This is a genomic window from Serratia sp. H402Y, from assembly GCF_051172415.1.
Taxonomy (GTDB): domain Bacteria; phylum Pseudomonadota; class Gammaproteobacteria; order Enterobacterales; family Enterobacteriaceae; genus Serratia; species Serratia ureilytica.
In genome coordinates this window covers 484,824-506,706 of sequence record NZ_JBPIYZ010000002.1, presented here as the reverse complement: position 1 = coordinate 506,706, position 21,883 = coordinate 484,824, and the positions used below count along the sequence as shown (strand labels likewise).

The window sequence follows — 21,883 nt, the reverse complement described above, 5'->3', positions numbered from 1 at the left end:
TCCCTTATTGCGGCTTCAGCATGGCGATCATGAAGTCTTTGGCGCTCTCCACCTTGCCTTGCTGGATAGCGGCGGCGGGATCGACGTGTTTCGGACAGACTTCGGAGCAATAGCCGACGAAGGTGCAGCTCCAGACGCCGTTTTGGCCGTTGAGCTGCGGCATGCGCTGTTTCTTGCCGTGGTCGCGGTTGTCCAGGTTATAGCGGTGCGCCAGCGTGATCGCCGCCGGGCCGATAAACTCGGGGTTGAGGCCGAACTGCGGGCACGCCGCGTAGCACAGGCCGCAGTTGATGCAGCCGGAGAACTGGTGGTATTTGGCCATCTGCGCCGGAGTCTGCACGTTCGGGCCATCCTCCGGTTTGCGATCGTTGCCGATGATGTACGGTTTGATCGCCTCCAGGCTTTCGATGAAGTGGGTCATGTCGACCACCAGATCGCGCTCGATCGGGAAGTTGCCCAGCGCTTCGACCTTCATGCCGCCGACGTAGTCGCGCAGGAAGGTTTTGCACGCCAGCTTCGGCACGCGGTTGACCATCATGCCGCAGGAGCCGCAGATCGCCATGCGGCAAGACCAGCGGTAGGAGAGGTCCGGCGCCAGGTTATCCTTGATATAGCCCAGCGCGTCGAGCAGCGAGGTCTGTTCGTCGTAAGGCACGGCGTAAGTGACGAAATGCGGCTCGGCGTCGCTTTCCGGGTTATAGCGCATGACTTCGATCTTCAGGGTTTGCATCTCAGCCATTTGCCTGCTCCTTATTCTTTTTCTCCTGCGCTTCGGCTTCTGCGCCGTAGACGCGTTTGGCCGGCGGCAGCTTGGTGATTTTCACGTCGCTGTATTCAAGACGCGGCGCGCCCTGCGGATTGTGGAACGCCAGCGTATGCTTGAGGAAGTTTACGTCGTCACGCTCGGTGCAGCCTTCGTCCAGGCGCTGGTGGGCGCCGCGCGACTCTTTGCGGTTAAATGCGGAGTGCGCCATGCATTCAGCGACGTCCAGACCATAACCCAGCTCGATGGTGTACAGCAGATCGGTATTGAACACGCTGGTGTTGTCGGTGATTTTGACGCGCTTGAAACGTTCTTTCAGCTCGGCCAGCTTATCGATGGTTTTTTGCATCAGCTCCGGCGTGCGGTAGATGCCGCAGCCTTCTTCCATCGACAGCCCCATTTCGTCGCGGATCTTCGCCCAGTTTTCGTTGCCTTCCTGCTTCATCAGGTTGCTCAGGCGGGTTTCGACGTCGCGGGTTTGCGCATCCAGCGCGCTGCCGTTGGCCGGCGCGGTTTCCAGCGCGCGGCGCGCGGCGTGTTCACCGGCGACGCGGCCGAATACCACCAGTTCCGCCAGCGAGTTGGAGCCGAGACGGTTGGCGCCGTGCAGGCCGACGGAGGAGCATTCGCCGACTGCGAACAGCCCTTTGATGCGGGTTTCGCAGTTCTGGTCGGTTTCAATGCCGCCCATGGTGTAGTGCGCGGTAGGGCGCACCGGGATCGGATCTTTCACCGGATCGACGCCGACGTAGGCTTTGGCCAGTTCACAGATGAACGGCAGCCGCTCCAGCAGCTTTTTCTCGCCCAGGTGGCGCAGATCGAGGTAGACCACGTCGCCGCGCGGGGTGGCGATGGTGCGGCCGGCGCGCCATTCGTGCCAGAAGGCCTGGGACACTTTGTCGCGTGGGCCCAGCTCCATGTATTTGTTCTTCGGCTCGCCCAGCGGGGTTTCCGGGCCCATGCCGTAGTCTTGCAGGTAGCGGTAGCCATCCTTGTTCACCAGGATGCCGCCTTCGCCGCGGCAGCCCTCGGTCATCAGGATGCCGGAACCGGGCAGGCCGGTCGGGTGATACTGCACGAACTCCATGTCGCGCAGCGGTACGCCGTGGTGGAACGCCATGCCCATGCCGTCGCCGGTGACGATGCCGCCGTTGGTGTTGTAGCGGTAAACGCGCCCGGCGCCGCCGGTGGCCATCACCACCGCGTTGGCGCGGATCTGCACGCGGGTGCCTTCCATCATGTTGAGCGCCACCAGGCCGCGCGCCTGGCCGTCATCCACCAGGATATCCAGTACGAAGTGCTCGTCGAAGCGTTGAATTTGCGGGTATTTCAGCGAGGTCTGGAACAGGGTGTGCAGCATGTGGAAGCCGGTCTTGTCGGCGGCGAACCAGGTGCGTTCGATCTTCATGCCGCCGAAACGCCGCACGTTGACCGAACCGTCCGGTTTGCGGCTCCACGGGCAGCCCCACTGCTCAAGCTGGGTCATCTCGCGCGGGCACTGATGCACGAAGTGATCGACCACGTCCTGCTCGCACAGCCAGTCGCCACCGGCGACGGTGTCGTGGAAGTGGTAGTCGAAGGTATCGTGATCCTGGGTGACGGCGGCGGAGCCCCCCTCGGCGGCGACCGTGTGGCTGCGCATCGGGTAGACCTTAGAGATCAGCGCGATTTTCAGTTGGGGATTGGCTTCCGCTGCGGCTATTGCTGCACGTAAACCAGCGCCCCCGGCCCCAATAATGGCAAGATCGGCGTTAAAGGTTTGCACTGCATTCCTCCAATGTTCTTGTTAAGAACGGCAAGTTAAATATCTATGCTTAAAATTTAGCGAACTCTTCGGGTGCTAACTAATTGAACCGATTAATGTTGCTTAAAGGTTAAGGATAGATATCTCCCACCAATAATGGGGAATTAACTATACCTAAAGTTAAGTAGTCGAAATTTGATGTGATCGATTGTTTTGTCGATTAACGCTTGCCCGGCAGGCTTGTCTGTTTTTTTGCGCGTTCGGCCGGCTTTACCCTTTTTAACGCGCTTTTACCGCCCTTTTATCGGAAATTGGTGTTATCGCCGGTTGCGCATCGTGAAGAATTTGTTTGGCTGCAAGGATGCGAGTAGACTGCATCCCCTGTTTGATTTCGGAGTTAATTACCATGAGCGAAACGGCAAGCTGGCAGCCTAGTGCACCCATCGCCAATTTGTTGAAACGCGCAGCGATTCTGGCTGAGATCCGGCGTTTCTTCGCCGATCGTGGCGTGCTGGAAGTTGAGACGCCCACCATGAGCCAGGCGACGGTCACCGACGTTCACCTGTTCCCGTTCGAGACGCGTTTCGTCGGGCCGGGAGCGGCAGAGGGCCTGACGCTATACATGATGACCAGCCCGGAATATCACATGAAGCGCCTGTTGGCGGCGGGCAGCGGCCCGATCTACCAAATGGGGCGCAGCTTCCGCAATGAAGAAGCCGGGCGGCATCACAACCCGGAATTCACCATGCTGGAGTGGTACCGTCCGCACTACGACATGTACCGCCTGATGAATGAAGTGGACGATCTGCTGCAACAGGTGCTGGACTGCGAGAGCGCGGAGACCCTGTCCTATCAGCAGGCGTTCCTGCGCCATCTGGACATCGATCCGCTGTCGGCGGAGAAGGCGCAGCTGCGCGAAGCGGCGGCCAAACTCGATCTGAGCAACATCGCCGATACCGAAGAAGATCGCGATACGCTGCTGCAGCTGCTGTTCACCGTGGGCGTGGAACCGCATATCGGCCGTGAAAAACCGGCGTTCGTGTACCACTTCCCGGCCAGCCAGGCGGCGTTGGCGGAGATCAGCACCGAAGATCACCGCGTGGCGGAGCGTTTCGAGGTGTACTTCAAGGGTATCGAGCTGGCGAACGGTTTCCGCGAGCTGACCGACGGCCGTGAACAACAGCAGCGTTTCGAGCAGGACAACCGCAAACGCGCGGAGCGCGGCCTGCCGCAGCAACCGATCGACTACAACCTGTTGGCGGCGTTGCAGCACGGCATGCCGGAGTGTTCCGGCGTGGCGTTGGGCGTGGATCGTCTGGTGATGCTGGCGCTGGGCGCCGAGAGCCTGAGCGACGTATTAGCCTTCCCGGTCGGGATCGCCTGACGTTTCAGGCGGCGAAAAAGCAAAAAGGGGGTCGGCATTTGCCGACCCCCTTTTTTATCGCGAGAAGCGCTTACAACCCCCCGGCGTCGCGCTTGGTGTTCGGCGCCGGCGTGGACGGCGGCGTGCGGCCGTTGTTGGTTAGCCGCGACAGCGTCTCGGTACGCACCTGGAACGGCGGGTACGGCAGCGTGATGCCGTGCTCGCGGTAGCCCGCCAGGATCAGCTGGTGGATCTCATGGCGCAGCGGCATACGGTGGCCCATCTCGGCGGCGTAAATACGCATCTCGAAGATCTGAATGCCTTGCTGCAGATCGACCAGATAGACCTCCGGCGCCGGGTTATCCAGCACCAGCGCGCAGCGCTCGGCGGCGTTCATCAGGATCTTGGTCACTTCTTCGCTGTTGGCCTCGCCCGGCGCCGGTACGGTCAGCACCACACGGGTCAGGGTATCCGACAGCGACCAGTTGACGAACTGCTCGGTGATAAACGCTTTGTTCGGCACGATGATCTCTTTGCGGTCCCAGTCCGAGATGGTGGTGGCGCGGGTATTGATCTTGGTGACGGTGCCGGTCAGGTTGCGGATCGTCACGGTGTCGCCGATGCGGATCGGTTTCTCGAACAGGATGATCAAGCCGGAGATGAAGTTGGAGAAGATCTCCTGCATGCCGAAGCCCAACCCCAGACTGAGCGCGGTAACCACCCACTGCAGTTTCGACCATTCGATGCCGATCCAGGCGAAGCTGAGCACCGCGCCGAACAGCAGCAGCAGGTACTTGGTGATGGTGGTGATGGCGTAGCCGGTGCCCGGGGACAGATCCAGGTGCTGCAGCACCGCCAGCTCCAGCAGCGCCGGCAGGTTGCGCACCAGCTGCATGGTGATGATCAACACCAGAATGGCGATCAGAACCGCGCCGAGGGTGATCGGATGGGCGGTTTCCACGCCGTTCACCGTCGAGGTTACGTCCCACAGCGAGATGTTTTCCAGGAAGGCGAACGCGGAGTGGATCTCCGACCACAGTACGATCACCGACACCAGCGCGATCAGCGTCAGGATCGAACGCACCAGCCGCAGCGACTGGGCGCTGATGGTGTCCAGATCGAAGTCCGAATCGTCCGGATCGATGGCGCCTTCGGTGCTGTTCGGGGTATGTGAAGTTTCGTCTTCGCCGCGGGCGCGCTGGGCCAGAATGTCGGCGCGGCGCTGCTTGGCGCGATCGAAGGCGATGCGCCGCCGCTGGATCAACATCCAACGGCGGATGATGTGGTAGACGACCAGCAGCAGGAACCAGATCGCCACCGAAGTTTCCAGACGCGCCAACAGCGCCTGCGCGGTGGTGAGGTAACCGACGGTCGAGGCCAGCGCCGCCAGCAGCGGCGCCGACAGCAGCAGCCCCCAGAAGGCGCTGTTGAGCATGTTGTCGCCGGAGCCGTTTTTATCCAGATACAGCGGAATGCCGGCGCGTTTCAGGCTGTGGGTGACCAGCGCCAGCGCCAGACACAGCAGGATGAAGCACAGCCGCCCCAGGGTGTTGGCGAACTCGCGTTCTTTCAGGCTATCGAAGGTGATCAGCGCCATGATCAGCGGCACGATCAGCCAGATCGACATCTTGTAGTAGCGCATGGCGCGCGAAACCTGCTTCGCCGGCCAGCGGAAGTGCACGATGAACAGTCCCTGCGGGTGGGCGAAGGCGGCGCAGATCATGCAGATCCACAGGATCGGCAGCGTGGCGGTTACCCCTTTGCCGATCGCTTCCGCCACCGGGTAGTTCCAGGCGCTTTGCAGGCCGTAACCGAGCGCGGCCCACAGCACCGGCAGCGGCATCGCCACCAGAATCGACCAGAACACGGTGCGCACCGTCAGGAAGAATTCGTCCTGCGTCACCTTGCCGACGCGGCTGCTCGCGCGCTCGAGGAAGGCGTGGTAGTGCTTGCGCGAGCTGATGCTGAAAATCACCAGCAGCAGGGCGCCGAAGATCGGGATCAGCGTTTCGCGGCTGGTCACCATCATCATGAAGGCGCCGCCGAGTTGAGACAGCGTGTCCAGTGACAGGACGCGCGTCAGATCGTGCGCCACGTTGAGCGGGTAGGAGAAGTTGATCGGATTGACGTCCGGCACCCAGAACAGATAGCGGTGGGTGGCGTCGCGAATTTCGTTCAAGGCTTCGATCAGCTGGGTGTTGGCCACCTTCAGCTTGGTCAGCTCGAGGATTTGGGTGTCGCACCCGGATAACAACGAGTTGAGCAGCTCGCGCTGGGTGCGCAGCTGGGCATCGACGATGCGTTGCTCCTGATTGGTCAGCGCGCTGCCGTCGTCGCGTTTGAATTCGCGCTGCGACAGTTTTTCCAGCTGGTTTTCAAACTGCAGGCGCTGCACGCGCAGCTGGGCCATGTCGCCGTCCAGCTGTTGCGGCTTGGGCATTTCCGGCAGTGTCGCCACCTGGGCGCGCAGGGTTTCCCCCAGCGCCGACGACGAACCGAGCCACTGGGCCTGCTCGATGATGGTGCTCAGCGCCTGGCGCACCTGCAGCGTCTGCGCCGCCGCCTGCCGCTGCTGCGATGAAATCAGATCCATGCGCTGCGCCTGGCTGTTCAGCGCGGCGGACAGTTCGCGGTTGATCTGCAGCTGCTGGCTGATGCTTTTTGGCAAATCGCCGTTCTGCTCGGCCAACTGCTCGGTTTTTTCCAGCGCCAGCTCTGCTTCGCGTTGGCGTTGGGCGTTGAGGTTATTGCGCAGCGCCTGCAGTTGAACGTCTATTTTCTCGTGGCGCTTTTTATAGACCTCGGCGCGCATGCGCGCCAGCTCCTGACGGTTGTTGGCCGACAGCTGCGCCAGCTCCAGCTCGTCCACTTTGGCTTTGCGCGCCGCGGCTTCGGCCTGCAGCAGGGCCAGGGCGGCCTGCGCATACGGTGTGGTCGGGTTGGCGGGCTGCGGCTGCAGGCGGCGCTGCACTTCCGTCAGCGCACGGCGGGCGTCGGTCTGCTGCTGCGGCAGCTGGCCGAGCGAATCGCTGATCTCCCGCGTGCGATCCTGTTCTTGCTGCAGCAGGCGCGCCTGTTCCAGCAGCAGGCTGCTGGTTTGCAGGATCTGCTGTTCCAGCTCGGCGGCCGGCAGATCGTCGCCGTTAGGCAAGATCTTGTTGCTTTCCAGCACCAGCTGACGGCGCAGCTCCTGCGTCATCTTCGGAAAATCGTCGATCACCCTCTGATACTGTTCGGAGCGAGTCTGCGACTCTTTGCGCTCCGTCAGCCAGTTGAGGGCGCTTTGCAGCGCCTCGGTGGTTTCCGCCTGATTCGGCGCGTTTTTGCTGCTTTCCGCCTGCTTCAGCTCCTGTTTGAGCTGGGTCTCGGTCGGCACGGGGGCGGCCAGCGCCGGTTGCCACAGCAGGCAACCGAGCAAAAGCGTGATGAAAAGGCGCACGGCGTCGATTCCTTTAGAGCGGGGTCTGTGGCGTTTCAGCGGCGGCCGGAATTTCGGCGAAGGCTTCACCCATGCGGGTGACGGTGCCGTTATGCAGCTGCGGCGCAAACTGCACGCTGCCTGCGGTAAACAGGTTGATCACCGTGGAGCCGAGTTTGAAACGGCCCATCTCGGCGCCTTTTTCCAGCGCGATAGCGCCTTCTTCGCCGGCGGCCGGGTAGGTCCAGCGCTTGATGATGCCTTCGCGCGGCGGCGTGACGGTGCCGGCCCAGACGGTTTCGATGCTGCCGACGATGGTGGCGCCGACCAGGATTTGCACCATCGGCCCAATGTCGGTGTCGAATACGCAGATCACGCGCTCGTTGCGCGCGAACAGATTAGGCACGTTGGCGGCGGTGAGCGGGTTGACCGAGAACAAATCGCCCGGCACATAGATCATTTCGCGCAGCACGCCGGCGCACGGCATGTGTACGCGGTGATAGTCGCGCGGCGCCAGATAGGTGGTGGCGAACAGGCCGTTGCGGAACGGCTCGGCCAACAGATAGTTGCCGGCCAGCAGCGCTTCGAGGCTGTAGTGGTGGCCTTTGGCCTGGAAGATTTGATCCTCGCGGATCGGGCCGAGCTGGCTGATGGCGCCATCGGCAGGCAGCGCCAGCCAGTTGGCGTCGGCGATGATGGGGCGCGCGCCATCGCGCAGCGGGCGCACGAAGAAGTCGTTGAAGGTGGCGTAAGACGCCAGATCCGGATTTTGCGCTTCCTGCATGTCCACGCGGTAGAAGCGGGCGAAGGTTTTGACCACCAGTTGGGTCAGCCAGCCGGCCCGTTTGTCGGCGCCCCAGCCCGCCAGGCGGGTCAGCGCCAGCTTCGGCAGCCAATATTGCAGTTTAATCTTGATGCTATCCAGCACGTTAACCTCGTGAATCAGGGTAAAGGGCGCGCATTGTAACGAGGGCTCCGCCGTCGTCAATGTTCGCTCGTCAGTGTCAGTCTGCGGCGTCCGTGAAGTTCTTGCGAACCTTCACCTGCGCCATGCTTTCCAGAATACGGTGATAGTTGTCGAACCGCTCTTGCGCGATATCGCCTTTCTCCATCGCCGCGCGAATGGCGCAGCCGGGATCGGTATCGTGGCGGCAGTCGCGGAATTTGCAACCGCCTAAATAATCACGGAATTCGACAAAGCCGCGGGTGATTTGTTCCGGCTCCAGGTGCCACAGGCCAAACTCGCGCACCCCCGGGGAGTCGATCACGTCGCCGCCGTGCTGGAAATGGTACAGCCGCGCGGCGGTGGTGGTATGTTGCCCGAGGCCCGAGACGTCGGAAACCTGATTTACCAGAATTTGCTCTTCAGACGGCGGCAGCAGCGCGTTCAGCAAGCTGGACTTGCCGACCCCGGACTGACCGGCGAAGATGCTGATGCGCCCGGCCAGCGCCTGTTCGAACTCCGCCATGCCTTCCCGCGTTTGGCTGGAGACTTCCAGCACCCGGTAGCCAATCTTGCGATAGATATCCATCATGCCGTCGACCAGCTTGCGCGCTTCGGCGTCCAGCAGGTCAATTTTGTTGAGCACGATCAGCGGCTCGACTTCGAGCGTTTCGCAGGCCACCAGATAACGGTCGATGATGTTCAGTGACAGCTCGGGCAGGATCGCCGACACGATGACGATCTGATTGATATTGGCGGCGATCGGCTTCACGCCGTCATAGAAGTCCGGGCGCGTCAGCACCGAGGTGCGTTCGTGCACCGCTTCCACAATGCCTTTTACCCCTTCATGGGCGCCCAGGCCGGGGCGCCACACCACGCGATCGCCGGTCACCAGCGAACGCAGCGTGCGGCGGATGTTGCAGCGGTGCTGAGTGCCATCCGGCGCCTCAACGTCGGCGTGCATGCCGAAACGGCTGATGACGACGCCTTCCTGCGGCTCGCCCAGCTGGGAATCATCCGGTTCCGGTTTGTTATCGGCGCGCTTCAGACGGCGCTGATGGTTCGCCTGCACGCGGCGTTGCTGACCTTTGGACAGTTTGTTCTTACTCACTGCGCCTCACTTGAATCGGTTTTATACCTTTACGTATACGCACAGCCGCGGCGGGGGACTTGCCCCGGGCGCAGCCTTGAACCCGTCAGGGTATATGTCGCCCATGGCGACCAAAAAGACTATGATACACGCTATTTTATATTAAATAACCGTTGTTAGCCGCCGGCTGCGGCGTGTCGCCATCGGCGGCGGCCGTCGTCTCGTCCGCACAGCGTTTTTCTCTCGGCTTTTAGGCAGGAAACATCATGACAGCAAACGAAAATAACCTGATTTGGATCGATTTGGAGATGACCGGGCTGGATCCCGAGCGTGACCGCATTATCGAGATCGCCACGCTGGTCACCGACGCCAATCTGAACATCCTGGCGGAAGGGCCGGTGATCGCCGTGCACCAATCCGACGAGCAGCTGGCCTTGATGGACGAGTGGAACGTGCGCACCCATACCGGCAGCGGGCTGGTGGAGCGGGTGAAAGCCAGTCGGCAGGACGATCGCGCCGCCGAGCTGGAAACCATCGCCTTCCTGCAGCAATGGGTGCCGGCCGGCAAATCACCGATCTGCGGCAACAGCGTGGGCCAGGATCGCCGTTTCCTGTTCCGCTACATGCCGGAGCTGGAGGCCTACTTCCATTACCGCTACCTGGACGTCAGCACGCTGAAAGAACTGGCGCGCCGTTGGAAGCCGGAAATTCTCGGCGGCTTTAAGAAGCAGGGCACCCATCAGGCGCTGGATGACATCCGCGAATCGGTGGCCGAACTGGCTTATTACCGCGAACATTTCATTCAGCTTTAAGGCGATGGCGGCCTCTGCGGGGAAAAAACGCCGTTTTTAGCCGCTTAATTCGCCAATCTGGCGCTTTAATCGGCAATCAAACAAAAATCGCGTTTTTTTGCTTTCAGGGGCTTGCGACAAAAAGGATTTCTCGTATAATGCGCACCCCGTACCGATGAAGAATTTCGTAACGTTCCACCATCGATACGCCGGGCGGGAATAGCTCAGTTGGTAGAGCACGACCTTGCCAAGGTCGGGGTCGCGAGTTCGAGTCTCGTTTCCCGCTCCAAATTCAACAATGTCGCGATGCGGCATGATGAATAAATAAAGCAGTATCAAGCAGTACCTATGCGACGCGGGAATAGCTCAGTTGGTAGAGCGCAACCTTGCCAAGGTTGAGGTCGCGAGTTCGAGCCTCGTTTCCCGCTCCAAAAATTCAAAGGTCACGCCAGTGTTTGGTGACCGGATGCCAAAAGCATCTCAATGCGGGAATAGCTCAGTTGGTAGAGCACGACCTTGCCAAGGTCGGGGTCGCGAGTTCGAGTCTCGTTTCCCGCTCCAATTTTCTCTTCGTTTCAAACTCAAATCCAACGCCTTATCCGGCGCGGGTTTTTGTCCCGTTTTACACACCTGCTAAAAACGTTGTGAACAGAGTTATCCACAGCCTCTGTACATAAACCCGCCAGCCTGAAAAATCAACGTCATACAAATTAAATATTTATGCATTTGATTTATAAGCTTATTTATTTATCCCAAAACGTTATGCCGATCACTTGCTCTTTTTGTTGCAGTTGAAAGACAACGTGTTTTTATTTTTATGCACAAATCCACAGAGTGAGATTTCGGGCGATACGCCCGCGCGGCGCACCCCGTCAGGCATCCCTTGGCAAACCTTTTTCCACAGCCCGTATCAACCGTTTTTTCTGCGTCGTTTGCACCTCGATGCCCAGCGCTTCACGGCGAGCGAGCTGTTGCGCCAGCGCCCAGTGGATATGTTCGTCCAGCATGGCGTCCTGGTCCAAACGCGTGCGCAGCGCGAGCACGATGCTGTCCTCATAAGGCGCATTGCCCAGCGCCACGGCGATGTTGCGCAGCCAGCGCAGGTGACCGATGCGGCGTATCGCCGAGCCTTCGGTGATGCGCAGGAATTTTTCTTCCGTCCAACTGAACAGATCGATCAGTTGCGGCGCATGCAGCGCGGCGCGCGGGCTGAAATCGTCTTCGTCGGTGAGTTGCGAAAATCGGTTCCACGGGCAGATCAGCTGGCAGTCGTCGCAGCCGTAGATACGGTTGCCGAGCAGCGGCCGGAATTCCTCCGGGATCGCGCCTTCCAGTTCGATGGTCAGATAGGAAATGCAGCGCCGGGCATCGACGGTGTAGGGCGCGACGATGGCCCCGGTCGGGCAAGTGGTGATGCAGGCGACGCAGCGGCCGCACTGCTCTTCCTGCGGCTGATCCACCGGCAGCGGCAGGTCGATCAGCAGTTCGCCGAGGAAAAACCAGGATCCGGCTTCGCGGTTAAGAATTAGTGAGTGTTTACCAACCCAGCCGATGCCCGCCTTGGCGGCCAGCGCGCGCTCCATGACCGGCGCCGAGTCGACAAAGGGGCGGAAATTCAGTTCGCCGCAGTAGGCCTGGATCTGATCGCCCAACTTTTTCAGGCGCTGACGCAACAGCTTGTGATAATCGCGCCCCAGTGCATAGCGGCTGACGTAGCCCAATTGCGGGTTCTGCAGGGTGCTGGCGAACGCCGCCTTGGCCGGCAGGTAGTTCATGCGCACGCTGATCACCCGCAGCGTGCCCGGCAACAGCTCGTGAGGGCGCGCGCGCAGCATGCCGTGGCGCGCCATCCACTCCATCTCGCCGTGGTACTGTTTGTCGAGCCAGGCCTGCAGCTTCGGCTCTTCCAGGCTGAGATCGGTATCGCAGATGCCAACCTGCTGGAATCCTAGCGATTGCCCCCATTGCTTGATATGTTGGGCGAGTTGATGGAGATCGAGGGGGTGCGTCATGACGGGCCACAGTGAAAAAGCATACGCTGACAGTTTACCACACTCTGTCTGGCCTGCGGATTGGATCCGTCGTTCGGAACCTGCGGCGGCGGCCTCGCTCGGTCTTTCTCTTTACGATTTAATGCTGCGCGCCGGTCAGGCGGCCTACGTACTGGCGCGCGACACTTATCCCTCCTGCAACCACTGGCTGGTGCTCTGTGGCCACGGCAACAACGGCGGCGACGGCTATGTGGTGGCGCGTTTGGCGAAGGCGGCGGGCGTGCAGGTGACGGTGATCGCCTGCGAAGGCGCACGCCCTTTGCCGCCGGAGGCCGCAGCGGCCCGCGAGGCCTGGCTGGCCGCTGGCGGCGATATTCTGCCGGCGAACAGCCGCTGGCCGGCGTCCGTCTCTCTTATTATCGACGGTCTGTTAGGCACCGGCCTGGGCAGCGCGCCGCGCGCGCCTTACGATGCGCTGATCGAGGCCGCCAACCGCCATTCGGCGCCGGTGGTGGCGCTCGATATTCCGTCCGGGCTGCTGGCGGAAAGCGGCGCGGCGCCGGGCGCGGTCGTGCGTGCCGCGCATACCGTCACGTTCATTGGCCTCAAGCCGGGTTTGCTGACCGGGCAGGCGCGCGACTGGGTCGGGCAACTTCATCAGAATACGCTAGGCTTATCGGATTGGTTGGCGAAGCAACCGGAACAGATTCAGCGGCTTACCGCCGAGGCGTTGCCGCGCTGGCTGCATCCGCGGCGCCCCTGCGCCCATAAGGGCGAGCATGGCCGTCTGCTGCTGGTGGGCGGCGACCGCGGATTCGGCGGTGCCATTCGCATGGCGGCGGAAGCGGCGCTGCGCAGCGGGGCTGGATTGGTGCGAGTGCTTACTCACATTGAGCACGTCGCGCCGCTGCTGGCGGCCAGGCCGGAGTTGATGGCGCAGGCGCTGGACGAGACGACCTTGCGGCAGGCGATGCAATGGGCGGACGTGCTGGTGATTGGCCCGGGGCTGGGCCAGGCTGAGTGGGGCAAAAACGCCTTGAACGTGCTGCAAACCAGCGATAAACCGGCCTTGTGGGACGCCGATGCGCTGAACTTGCTGGCATTAAATCCCGAGAAACGGCAGAATCGCGTGATGACTCCGCATCCCGGAGAGGCGGCGCGGCTGTTGAGCTGCAGCACTGCCGACATCGAGAGTGATCGCTTACTTGCCGTGCGTAACCTGACGGCGCGCTACGGCGGCGTGGCGGTGCTGAAAGGCGCCGGCACGCTGATCGCCGATGAGCAGGGCCAGATGGCGATCGCCGACGTCGGCAACGCTGGCATGGCCTCCGGCGGCATGGGCGATGTGCTGTCGGGCATCATCGGCGGTTTGCTGGCGCAAAAGCTCTCGCTGTATGATGCCGCCTGTGCGGGCTGCGTCGTACACGGCGCGGCCGGCGATCGCGTAGCGGAAAGACAAGGAACAAGAGGCATGTTGGCGACCGATTTACTGCCGGACATCCTTCATTTCGTTAACCCTGAGTGGGCAAAATAGACTTTATCGAATGAAAGAACTCGTTTTACCTCTGCCGGACGAGGCAGCGACTGTCGCTTTGGGCACCACTTTGGCCAAGGCCTGCGATCGCGCCAGCGTCATCTATCTCTACGGCGACCTGGGCGCCGGTAAAACCACCTTCAGCCGTGGCTTCCTGCAGGCGTTGGGGCATCAGGGCAATGTCAAAAGCCCGACCTACACGCTGGTGGAGCCCTATGCCTTGCAGCCCTTGGCGGTATATCACTTCGATCTGTATCGCCTGGCCGATCCGGAAGAGCTTGAATTTATGGGCATTCGCGATTACTTCGCGCAAGACGCCATCTGCCTGGTCGAATGGCCGCAGCAGGGCACCGGCGTGCTGCCGGAGCCGGATCTGGCGCTGCACCTCAGCTATCAGGGCGAGGGGCGAGAGGCGAAGATCGAGGCGATTTCTGCTTACGGCAGCCAGCTGTTAGACCGTATTCATGGATCACAGGGATGATGCTGCAATGACGCATGCGTTGAAAAAATTTGCGGTCATCATGCTGATCGCCGTGCTGGGGCCGCTCGGCGCGTTGAACGCGCTGGCGGCGTCCTCGCTGTCCGATATCAAAGTGTCCAACGCCCAGCGCGAAGCGACGGTGTCGGTGAGCTTCAATGGCCCGCCGGACTACGCGTTTTTCCCGCTGCACGGCCCGGAGCGCGTGGTGCTGGACGTCAACCAGAAAGGCAAGGTCGGCGGGCTGCCGCTCAATTTCAGCGGCCAAAACCTGGTGAAAAGCATTCGCTCCAGCGCGCCGAAAGACGCTCGGAGCGTGCGCCTGGTGTTTGATCTGACTCAGCGCGCTAAAACCCGCGTCTCCACCCGCCAGAACGGCGGCGTACACACCGTGGTATTCACCCTTACGGCCGAAGGCGGCGTCAATACCGTGGCGCGTAAAGCGCCGGTCCAAACGCCTGCGCCGGTCGCCGTCAGCCAACCGCCGCGTCAGGCGCCGGTCGCGGTGCGTGAAGCGCCGGAGCCGCCGCTGCGCAAAGTGCCGACGGGATCGAATCCCTTTACCAATAAACAGAGCGTTGTCGCGGGCACCGCCACTGAGGTGACGCCGCGCAGCAGCCGCGTTTCCGCCGGTTCCGGCGATCGGGTGGTGGTGGCGATCGACGCAGGCCACGGCGGCCAGGATCCGGGCGCCATCGGCCCGAGCGGGTTGAAGGAGAAGAATGTCACTATCGCCATCGCGCGTCGCCTGCAGGCGATGCTGGACGCCGATCCGCAGTTCAAGCCGGTGCTGACACGTAACGGCGACTATTTTATTTCGGTGATGGGGCGTTCCGACGTTGCGCGTAAACAGGGCGCCAACGTGCTGGTCTCCATCCACGCCGACGCCGCGCCAAACCGCAGCGCCAGCGGGGCTTCCGTCTGGGTGCTGTCCAATCGCCGCGCCAACAGCGAAATGGCCGGTTGGCTCGAACAGCATGAGAAGCAGTCCGAGCTGCTCGGCGGCGCCGGCGACTTGCTGGCCAACAGCCAGGCCGATCCTTATCTGAGCCAGGCGGTGCTGGATCTGCAGTTCGGCCACTCGCAGCGCGTTGGCTACGATGTGGCGGTGAAGGTGCTGCAGCAGCTGCAGAGCGTCGGATCGTTGCATAAACGCCGGCCGGAACACGCCAGCCTGGGCGTGCTGCGTTCGCCGGATATTCCATCGCTGCTGGTGGAAACAGGATTTATCAGTAATAGCACGGAGGAGCGGCTGCTGGGCAGTAGCGCGTATCAGGAGAAGATTGCCAAGGCCATTCATAACGGCCTGCGCAGCTACTTCCTGGCGCATCCGCTGCAAGCCGACCCAAAGGTGGAAAACCGACCGCTGGACGTCGCAGCGGCGGTTAACACCTCAACACCAGACGTGCGCCAGCCTGAGCCTATCGTCAGCTCGGCCGGCGCGAGCCGCAGCGTAAGCGGCAAGACCCAGATCCACGTGGTGAAACGGGCGGAGACGCTGTCCGGCATCGCCGACAGCTACGGCACGACCATGGCGGCGCTGCGGGATCTGAACAAACTGAAGAAAGACGGCGTGTGGGTCGGGCAACGCCTGAAGGTGCCGGCGGGGAAAACCGCCGCCGTCACCGCCGTCGCCAAAGCGAAAACGCCGGCGAAGAAGCCGTCTAAACATAAAGTGGCCCGCGGGGACACGCTGTCCTCCATCGCTTCTCGCTACGGGGTCAGCGTCGGCGATTTGAAACGGGTCAATAATCTGAAGTCGGACGTCGCGCCGCTGGATCGGACGCTGACCATTCCGCAGGCCTAGCGCCACCGCTACAGGAGTCAGCATGCCTATCCAGGTGTTACCGCCACAGCTCGCCAACCAGATCGCCGCCGGAGAGGTGGTCGAACGCCCCGCGTCGGTCGTCAAAGAGCTGGTGGAAAACAGCCTGGACGCCGGTGCGACGCGCATCGATATCGATATCGAACGCGGCGGCGCCAAGTTGATCCGCATTCGCGACAACGGCTGCGGCATCGGCAAGGACGATCTGGCGCTGGCGCTGGCGCGGCACGCCACCAGTAAAATCAGCACGCTCGACGACCTGGAGGCTATCGTCAGCCTCGGTTTTCGCGGCGAAGCGCTGGCCAGCATCAGCTCGGTTTCCCGTTTGACCCTGACGTCGCGCACCGCAGACCAGAGCGAAGCGTGGCAAGCCTATGCCGAAGGGCGCGAACAGGCGGTGACGGTCAAACCCGCTGCGCACCCGGTCGGCAGCACGCTGGAAGTGCTGGATCTGTTTTACAACACCCCGGCGCGCCGCAAGTTCATGCGCACCGAGAAAACCGAATTCGGCCATATCGATGAAGTGGTGCGGCGCATCGCGCTGGCGCGCTTCGATGTGGCGATCAACCTCAGCCACAACGGCAAACTGATCCGCCAATATCGGGCGGCGAAGGAAGAAAGCCAGCACGAGCGCCGTTTGGGCAGCATCTGCGGCCCGGCGTTTTTGCAGCATGCGCTGAACATCGACTGGCAGCACGGCGATCTGAGCATCCGCGGTTGGGTGGCGGATCCGGACGGGGCGCGCCAGCTGGGTGAAATGCAGTACTGCTACGTCAACAGCCGCATGATGCGCGATCGCTTGATCAACCACGCCATTCGTCAGGCCTATCAGGATCAGCTGAAAGACGATCAGCAGCCCGCTTACGTGTTGTATCTGGAGGTGGATCCGCACCAGGTGGACGTCAACGTTCATCCCGCCAAGCACGAGGTGCGTTTCCATCAGGCGCGGCTGGTGCACGATTTTATCTACCAGGCGGTGACCACGGTGCTGCAACAGGCCGGGCAGACGCCGTCGCTGCCGCTGGCGGAAACGCCTGACGAGGCGCCTGCGCCGGTCTGGCAGCAGGAAAACCGCGTCGCCGCCGGCGGCAACCATTTTTCACAGCCGGCGCCGCTTCGCGAAACGCCGCCACCGGCCGGCGCTGCCCGCGAGCGCGCGCCGCAGCCCGGTTGGCAAACGGCGGGCGGTTACCAGAAACGCGAAGGCGAGCTGTACGGCAAACTGATGCGGCCTGCCGCCGAGCCGCAGGCTGAGGCCGCGCCGGAAGCCCCGAGTCGGCCGCCGCTGTTCCCACCGGTGAAAGCCGCCGTGGAAACGCCGTTGGCGAGCGGGCAACACAGCTTTGGCCGGGTGCTGATGATCCATCCGCCGTGCTACGCGCTGATTGAACAGCGCCAGCAGCCGGTGTTGCTCAACCTGACGGTGGCCGAGCGCTGGCTGCGCCAGGCGCAGCTCAATCCGCCGACGGAAGGGCTGCGGCCGCAGCCGCTGCTGATCCCAGTCAAGCTGACGTTGGACAAGAACGAAGCGGCGGCCATCGCGCGGCATCAGGCGCTGCTGACGATGATGGGGCTGGATTTGCAGACGGATCACGGCCGTGTGACGCTGCGCGCAGTGCCTTTACCATTACGCCAACAAAATTTACAAAAACTGATACCCGAACTGTTAGGCTATCTGGCCGAGCATCAGGAGATGTCGCCCGCGGTGTTGGCCACCTGGCTCGCTCGCCGTCTCGGCAGCGAACATGAACAGTGGAACACCTCGCAAGCGATACAATTGCTGACCGACGTTGAACGACTTTGCCCGCAGCTGGTCAAATCGCCACCGAGCGGACTTTTACAACCCGTTGATTTACAGGCCGCACTGGCGGCCCTCAAGCATGACTGAAACTGAAATGACATCACGTCCCCCGGCTATTTTCATTATGGGGCCGACCGCCTCGGGCAAGACCGCGCTGGCGATCGCGCTGCGCGAGCGCCTGCCGGTGGAACTGATCAGCGTCGATTCCGCGCTGATTTATCGCGGCATGGATATCGGCACCGCCAAGCCGAGCGCCGAAGAATTGGCGCAGGCGCCGCATCGGCTGATCGATATTCGCGATCCCGCCGAAGCTTACTCGGCTGCGGAGTTCCGCGCCGATGCGCTGAAAGAGATGGCCGATATCACTGCCGCCGGCCGCATTCCGCTGTTGGTGGGCGGCACCATGTTGTATTTCAAGGCGTTGCTGGAAGGATTGTCGCCGTTGCCGTCCGCCGATCCCGCGGTGCGCGAGCGCATCGAACGGCAAGCGGCGGAGCAGGGCTGGGAGGCGTTGCACCGTCAGTTACAGGCGATCGATCCGGTCGCGGCAGTGAGAATTCATCCGAATGATCCGCAGAGACTGTCCAGAGCACTGGAAGTTTTTTTTATTTCGGGTAAAACTTTAACGGAACTGACTAAAATTTCGGGTGAATCGTTACCGTATCAAGTTCACCAATTTGCGATAGCGCCGACCAGCCGTGAGTTGATCCATCAACGCATCGAGCTGCGGTACCATCAAATGTTGGCGGCGGGTTTTGAGACGGAAGCGCGTGCACTTTTCGCACGGGGTGATTTGCATACGGACTTGCCCTCCATTCGCTGTGTCGGTTACCGCCAGATGTGGTCATACTTGTCTGGTGAAATTAGTTACGATGAGATGGTTTATCGTGGTATTTGCGCAACACGTCAGTTGGCTAAACGCCAGATGACCTGGTTACGGGGTTGGGAGTCGGTCCATTGGTTGGACAGTGAAAAGCCGGGAGAGGCTTTGGACTCGGTGACACAGGTTGTTAGTGCATAGGTTGGGTGATTGTGTACAATTGCTGAGTATTCAGCGCGCAAATTTTTTACGTCGTTTATTTTAGAGCCGACAGGTTCTTAGTTACAAACAACAAGCAAATAAGGAAAAGATAGAATGGCTAAGGGGCAATCTTTGCAAGATCCGTTCCTGAACGCATTGCGTCGTGAACGTGTTCCGGTTTCTATTTATTTGGTGAATGGTATTAAGCTGCAAGGCCAGATTGAGTCTTTTGACCAGTTTGTCATCCTGTTGAAGAACACGGTTAGCCAGATGGTGTACAAGCACGCTATCTCTACCGTTGTCCCGTCACGCCCGGTTTCGCATCACAGCAACAACCCGAGCGGCGGTTCAAGCAACTATCACCATGGCAACAATCCGTCTGCGCAGCAACAGCCGCAGCAGGAAAGCGATGACGCTGAATAAAGCGCGTTGCAAGTCAACCATGACGGGGAGCATAAGCAGCCGCGGGCTGTTTATGTCCCCCAAACTCACGGTGAGTGTCCGTTTGAGAGGTTGCACGCTTGTTTGACCGTTATGAAGCCGGTGAGCAGGCCGTACTGGTTCATATCTATTTCTCGCAAGACAAAGATACGGAAGACCTCAACGAGTTCGAATCGCTGGTCTCCTCAGCCGGTGTCGAAGCTTTGCAAGTGGTGACTGGTAGCCGCAAAGCCCCGCATCCGAAGTACTTTGTCGGCGAAGGAAAGGCCGAAGAAATTGCAGATGCGGTGAAAGCCAGCGGCGCGTCTGTTGTCCTGTTTGATCATTCCCTTTCCCCGGCGCAGGAAAGAAACCTCGAGCGCCTGTGCGAATGCCGGGTGATCGATCGCACCGGGCTGATTTTAGACATCTTTGCCCAGCGTGCCCGCACCCATGAAGGTAAGCTGCAGGTGGAGCTGGCGCAGTTGCGTCACATTGCCACGCGTCTGGTACGCGGCTGGACGCACCTGGAGCGGCAAAAAGGGGGGATTGGCCTGCGCGGGCCGGGGGAAACCCAGCTTGAGACCGACCGTCGCCTGTTGCGCGATCGCATCAGCTTGATTCTGCGCCGCCTGGAGCGGGTAGAAAAGCAGCGTGAACAAGGCCGACGCGCGCGGACCCGCGCCGATGTGCCGACCGTATCGCTGGTGGGCTACACCAACGCCGGCAAATCCACCCTGTTTAACCGAATAACGTCTGCCGAGGTGTATGCGGCGGACCAGCTATTTGCCACCTTGGATCCTACGTTGCGGCGCATTGACGTGCCGGACGTGGGGGATACCGTGTTGGCGGATACCGTAGGCTTTATCCGGCACCTGCCGCACGATCTGGTGGCCGCCTTCAAGGCGACGCTGCAGGAGACGCGCCAGGCCTCTTTGCTGCTGCACGTCATCGACGCGGCGGATCCGCGTGTCGACGAGAACATCGATGCGGTGAACACCGTGCTGGCGGAGATAGACTCGGATGAAATCCCTACACTGTTAGTGATGAACAAAATAGATATGCTGGACGATTTTGTGCCGCGTATCGACCGCAACGACGAAAACCTGCCGATCCGGGTGTGGCTGTCCGCCGCCAGCGGAGAGGGTATTCCGTTGCTGTATCAGGCGTTGACGGAGCGCTTATCGGGGGAGATCGCGCATTACGAATTGCGCTTACCGCCACGGGCAGGCCGTCTTCGCAGCCGTTTTTACCAGCTTCAGGCGATTGAAAAAGAGTGGAACGAAGAGGACGGCAGCATTGGCGTGGTGGTGCGAATGCCGATCGTCGAATGGCGTCGTCTCTGCAAGCAAGAACAGGACCTGATTGACTTTATCGTATGATCATATCCTGTTACATTTATGCTTCGCGAAAGCCTGAAGTACCCAATCACAGAATATGGAGCTAAAACATGGCGTGGAATCAGCCCGGTAATAACGGACAGGACCGCGACCCGTGGGGGAGCAGCAATAACAATGGCGGCAACTCTGGCGGTAACAACAAAGGCGGTCGTGATCAAGGGCCACCTGATTTGGATGATATCTTCCGCAAACTGAGCAAGAAATTGAGCGGTTTTGGCGGGGGCAAAGGCTCCAACAGCAATAGCGGCGGCACCGGGGCCTCCGGTCCGGGCTTCAGCGGCCGCATTATCGGTATCGCGGCGGTTGCCGTGGTGGTGATCTGGGCCGCCAGCGGCTTCTACACCATCAAGGAAGCCGAGCGCGGCGTCGTGACGCGTTTCGGTAAGTTCAGCCACCTGGTGCAGCCGGGCCTGAACTGGAAGCCGACCTTCATCGACGACGTGCGTCCGGTGAACGTGGAATCCGTGCGTGAGCTGGCGGCGTCCGGCGTGATGCTGACCTCCGATGAAAACGTGGTGCGCGTGGAAATGAACGTACAGTACCGCGTGACCAATCCGGAAGCGTACCTGTTCAGCGTCGTCAATGCCGACGACAGCCTGAGCCAGGCGACCGACAGCGCCCTGCGCGGCGTGATCGGCAAATACTCGATGGATCGCATCCTGACCGAAGGCCGTACCGTGGTGCGTAACGATACGCAGCGCATGCTGGAAGAGACTATTCGTCCTTACAACATGGGCATCACGCTGCTGGACGTCAACTTCCAGGCGGCGCGTCCGCCGGAAGAGGTGAAGGCGTCGTTCGACGATGCGATCGCCGCGCGTGAGAACGAGCAGCAATACATCCGTGAAGCGGAAGCTTACGCCAACGAAGTTCAGCCGCGTGCGAACGGCCAGGCGCAGCGTTTGCTGGAAGACTCCAAGGCTTATAAAGACCGCACCGTCCTGGAAGCTCAGGGTGAGGTGGCGCGCTTTGCCAAGCTGTTGCCGGAATACAAGTCCGCTCCGCAGATCACCCGCGAGCGTCTGTATATCGAAACCATGGAAAAAGTGCTGGGCCATACCCGTAAGGTGTTGGTGAGCGACAAAGGCAACAACCTGATGGTGCTGCCGCTGGATCAGATGCTGCGCGGCCAAGGCGCGGCGACGGAGAGCGGCAACAAGGATACCAGCCTGATTCGCCTCAATCCGAATCCAGCACCGGCTGCCAACAGCAGCACCCCGCGCACCAGCAGCGGATCGGTTATGGATCAGCGCCGGGCGAATGCGCAGCGTGACGACACCACTCGCGTAGGGAGAGAGTAA

Annotated in this window: 16 protein-coding genes and 3 tRNA genes; 13 read left to right on the top strand and 6 right to left on the bottom strand. The window is 61.0% G+C overall.

Features of this window, described 5'->3' with window-relative positions; all coding sequences use genetic code 11:
* Positions 1-4: 4 nt before the first annotated feature.
* Together ACSBQS_RS16395 and frdA are read right to left on the bottom strand one after the other, a co-directional pair.
* Positions 5-739: a succinate dehydrogenase/fumarate reductase iron-sulfur subunit gene (locus ACSBQS_RS16395; RefSeq protein ID WP_033648713.1), complete on the bottom strand. Its 735-nt coding sequence runs from the start codon at positions 737-739 to the stop codon at positions 5-7.
* Positions 732-2,528 (bottom strand): fumarate reductase (quinol) flavoprotein subunit, encoded by a 1,797-nt coding sequence (gene frdA, locus ACSBQS_RS16390; protein WP_042783510.1) that lies wholly within the window; start codon positions 2,526-2,528, stop codon positions 732-734. The genes ACSBQS_RS16395 and frdA overlap by 8 nt, the downstream gene beginning before the upstream one ends.
* 385 nt (positions 2,529-2,913) lie before the next feature.
* On the opposite strand from frdA, the gene epmA reads away from it, so the two are divergent.
* Positions 2,914-3,891, top strand: a complete 978-nt coding sequence (epmA, locus tag ACSBQS_RS16385; RefSeq protein ID WP_004929681.1) for an elongation factor P--(R)-beta-lysine ligase — start codon at positions 2,914-2,916, stop codon at positions 3,889-3,891.
* A 70-nt stretch (positions 3,892-3,961) separates the two neighbouring features.
* On the opposite strand, the gene mscM is transcribed toward epmA, so the two are convergent.
* The 3 genes from mscM to rsgA form a co-directional block, all read right to left on the bottom strand.
* The gene (mscM, locus tag ACSBQS_RS16380) at positions 3,962-7,309 is read right to left on the bottom strand and encodes a miniconductance mechanosensitive channel MscM (RefSeq protein ID WP_434991193.1); all 3,348 of its coding nucleotides are present in this window, start codon (positions 7,307-7,309) and stop codon (positions 3,962-3,964) included.
* Positions 7,310-7,322: 13 nt separating this feature from the next.
* Positions 7,323-8,216 (bottom strand): archaetidylserine decarboxylase, encoded by an 894-nt coding sequence (gene asd / locus ACSBQS_RS16375; protein WP_089192471.1) that lies wholly within the window; start codon positions 8,214-8,216, stop codon positions 7,323-7,325.
* Between the two features lie 76 nt (positions 8,217-8,292).
* A complete protein-coding gene (gene rsgA / locus ACSBQS_RS16370) occupies positions 8,293-9,342 on the bottom strand; it encodes a small ribosomal subunit biogenesis GTPase RsgA (RefSeq protein ID WP_033641617.1) in 1,050 nt (349 codons plus the stop codon).
* Between the two features lie 245 nt (positions 9,343-9,587).
* Between rsgA and orn the strand changes: the two genes are divergently transcribed.
* The 4 genes from orn to ACSBQS_RS16350 all read left to right on the top strand — a co-directional run bounded on the left by orn (position 9,588) and on the right by ACSBQS_RS16350 (position 10,673).
* Positions 9,588-10,133 carry an oligoribonuclease gene (orn, locus tag ACSBQS_RS16365; RefSeq protein ID WP_033641618.1) on the top strand — a complete coding sequence of 182 codons (546 nt, stop codon included), beginning with the start codon at positions 9,588-9,590 and terminating at the stop codon, positions 10,131-10,133.
* Positions 10,134-10,325: 192 nt separating this feature from the next.
* A tRNA-Gly gene (locus ACSBQS_RS16360) sits at positions 10,326-10,401 on the top strand.
* Between the two features lie 66 nt (positions 10,402-10,467).
* Positions 10,468-10,543: transfer RNA gene (locus ACSBQS_RS16355), tRNA-Gly, on the top strand.
* Between the two features lie 54 nt (positions 10,544-10,597).
* A tRNA-Gly gene (locus ACSBQS_RS16350) sits at positions 10,598-10,673 on the top strand.
* Positions 10,674-10,984: 311 nt separating this feature from the next.
* Here ACSBQS_RS16350 and queG read toward each other — a convergent pair.
* Entirely contained in the window at positions 10,985-12,124 is a 1,140-nt protein-coding gene (queG, locus tag ACSBQS_RS16345) for a tRNA epoxyqueuosine(34) reductase QueG (RefSeq protein WP_434991190.1), read from the bottom strand.
* On the opposite strand from queG, the gene nnr reads away from it, so the two are divergent.
* From nnr to hflK, 8 genes are all read left to right on the top strand, one after another.
* The gene (gene nnr, locus ACSBQS_RS16340; RefSeq protein WP_147880179.1) at positions 12,123-13,637 is read left to right on the top strand and encodes a bifunctional ADP-dependent NAD(P)H-hydrate dehydratase/NAD(P)H-hydrate epimerase; all 1,515 of its coding nucleotides are present in this window, start codon (positions 12,123-12,125) and stop codon (positions 13,635-13,637) included. The genes queG and nnr overlap by 2 nt on opposite strands.
* A gap of 10 nt (positions 13,638-13,647) precedes the next feature.
* Positions 13,648-14,118 (top strand): tRNA (adenosine(37)-N6)-threonylcarbamoyltransferase complex ATPase subunit type 1 TsaE, encoded by a 471-nt coding sequence (gene tsaE, locus ACSBQS_RS16335; RefSeq protein ID WP_025305017.1) that lies wholly within the window; start codon positions 13,648-13,650, stop codon positions 14,116-14,118.
* 7 nt (positions 14,119-14,125) lie between these two features.
* On the top strand, positions 14,126-15,922 hold the full coding sequence (amiB, locus tag ACSBQS_RS16330) for an N-acetylmuramoyl-L-alanine amidase AmiB (protein WP_434991187.1): 1,797 nt from the start codon (positions 14,126-14,128) through the stop codon (positions 15,920-15,922).
* Positions 15,923-15,944: 22 nt separating this feature from the next.
* Entirely contained in the window at positions 15,945-17,828 is a 1,884-nt protein-coding gene (gene mutL, locus ACSBQS_RS16325; RefSeq protein ID WP_342163664.1) for a DNA mismatch repair endonuclease MutL, read from the top strand.
* Positions 17,821-18,762 carry a tRNA (adenosine(37)-N6)-dimethylallyltransferase MiaA gene (gene miaA / locus ACSBQS_RS16320; RefSeq protein ID WP_047025079.1) on the top strand — a complete coding sequence of 314 codons (942 nt, stop codon included), beginning with the start codon at positions 17,821-17,823 and terminating at the stop codon, positions 18,760-18,762. Before mutL ends, miaA begins: the two co-directional genes overlap by 8 nt.
* A gap of 114 nt (positions 18,763-18,876) precedes the next feature.
* Positions 18,877-19,185 (top strand): RNA chaperone Hfq, encoded by a 309-nt coding sequence (gene hfq / locus ACSBQS_RS16315; RefSeq protein WP_004933678.1) that lies wholly within the window; start codon positions 18,877-18,879, stop codon positions 19,183-19,185.
* A gap of 98 nt (positions 19,186-19,283) precedes the next feature.
* Positions 19,284-20,564 carry a ribosome rescue GTPase HflX gene (hflX, locus tag ACSBQS_RS16310; protein WP_042783518.1) on the top strand — a complete coding sequence of 427 codons (1,281 nt, stop codon included), beginning with the start codon at positions 19,284-19,286 and terminating at the stop codon, positions 20,562-20,564.
* A 68-nt stretch (positions 20,565-20,632) separates the two neighbouring features.
* On the top strand, positions 20,633-21,883 hold the full coding sequence (gene hflK, locus ACSBQS_RS16305) for an FtsH protease activity modulator HflK (RefSeq protein ID WP_033641626.1): 1,251 nt from the start codon (positions 20,633-20,635) through the stop codon (positions 21,881-21,883).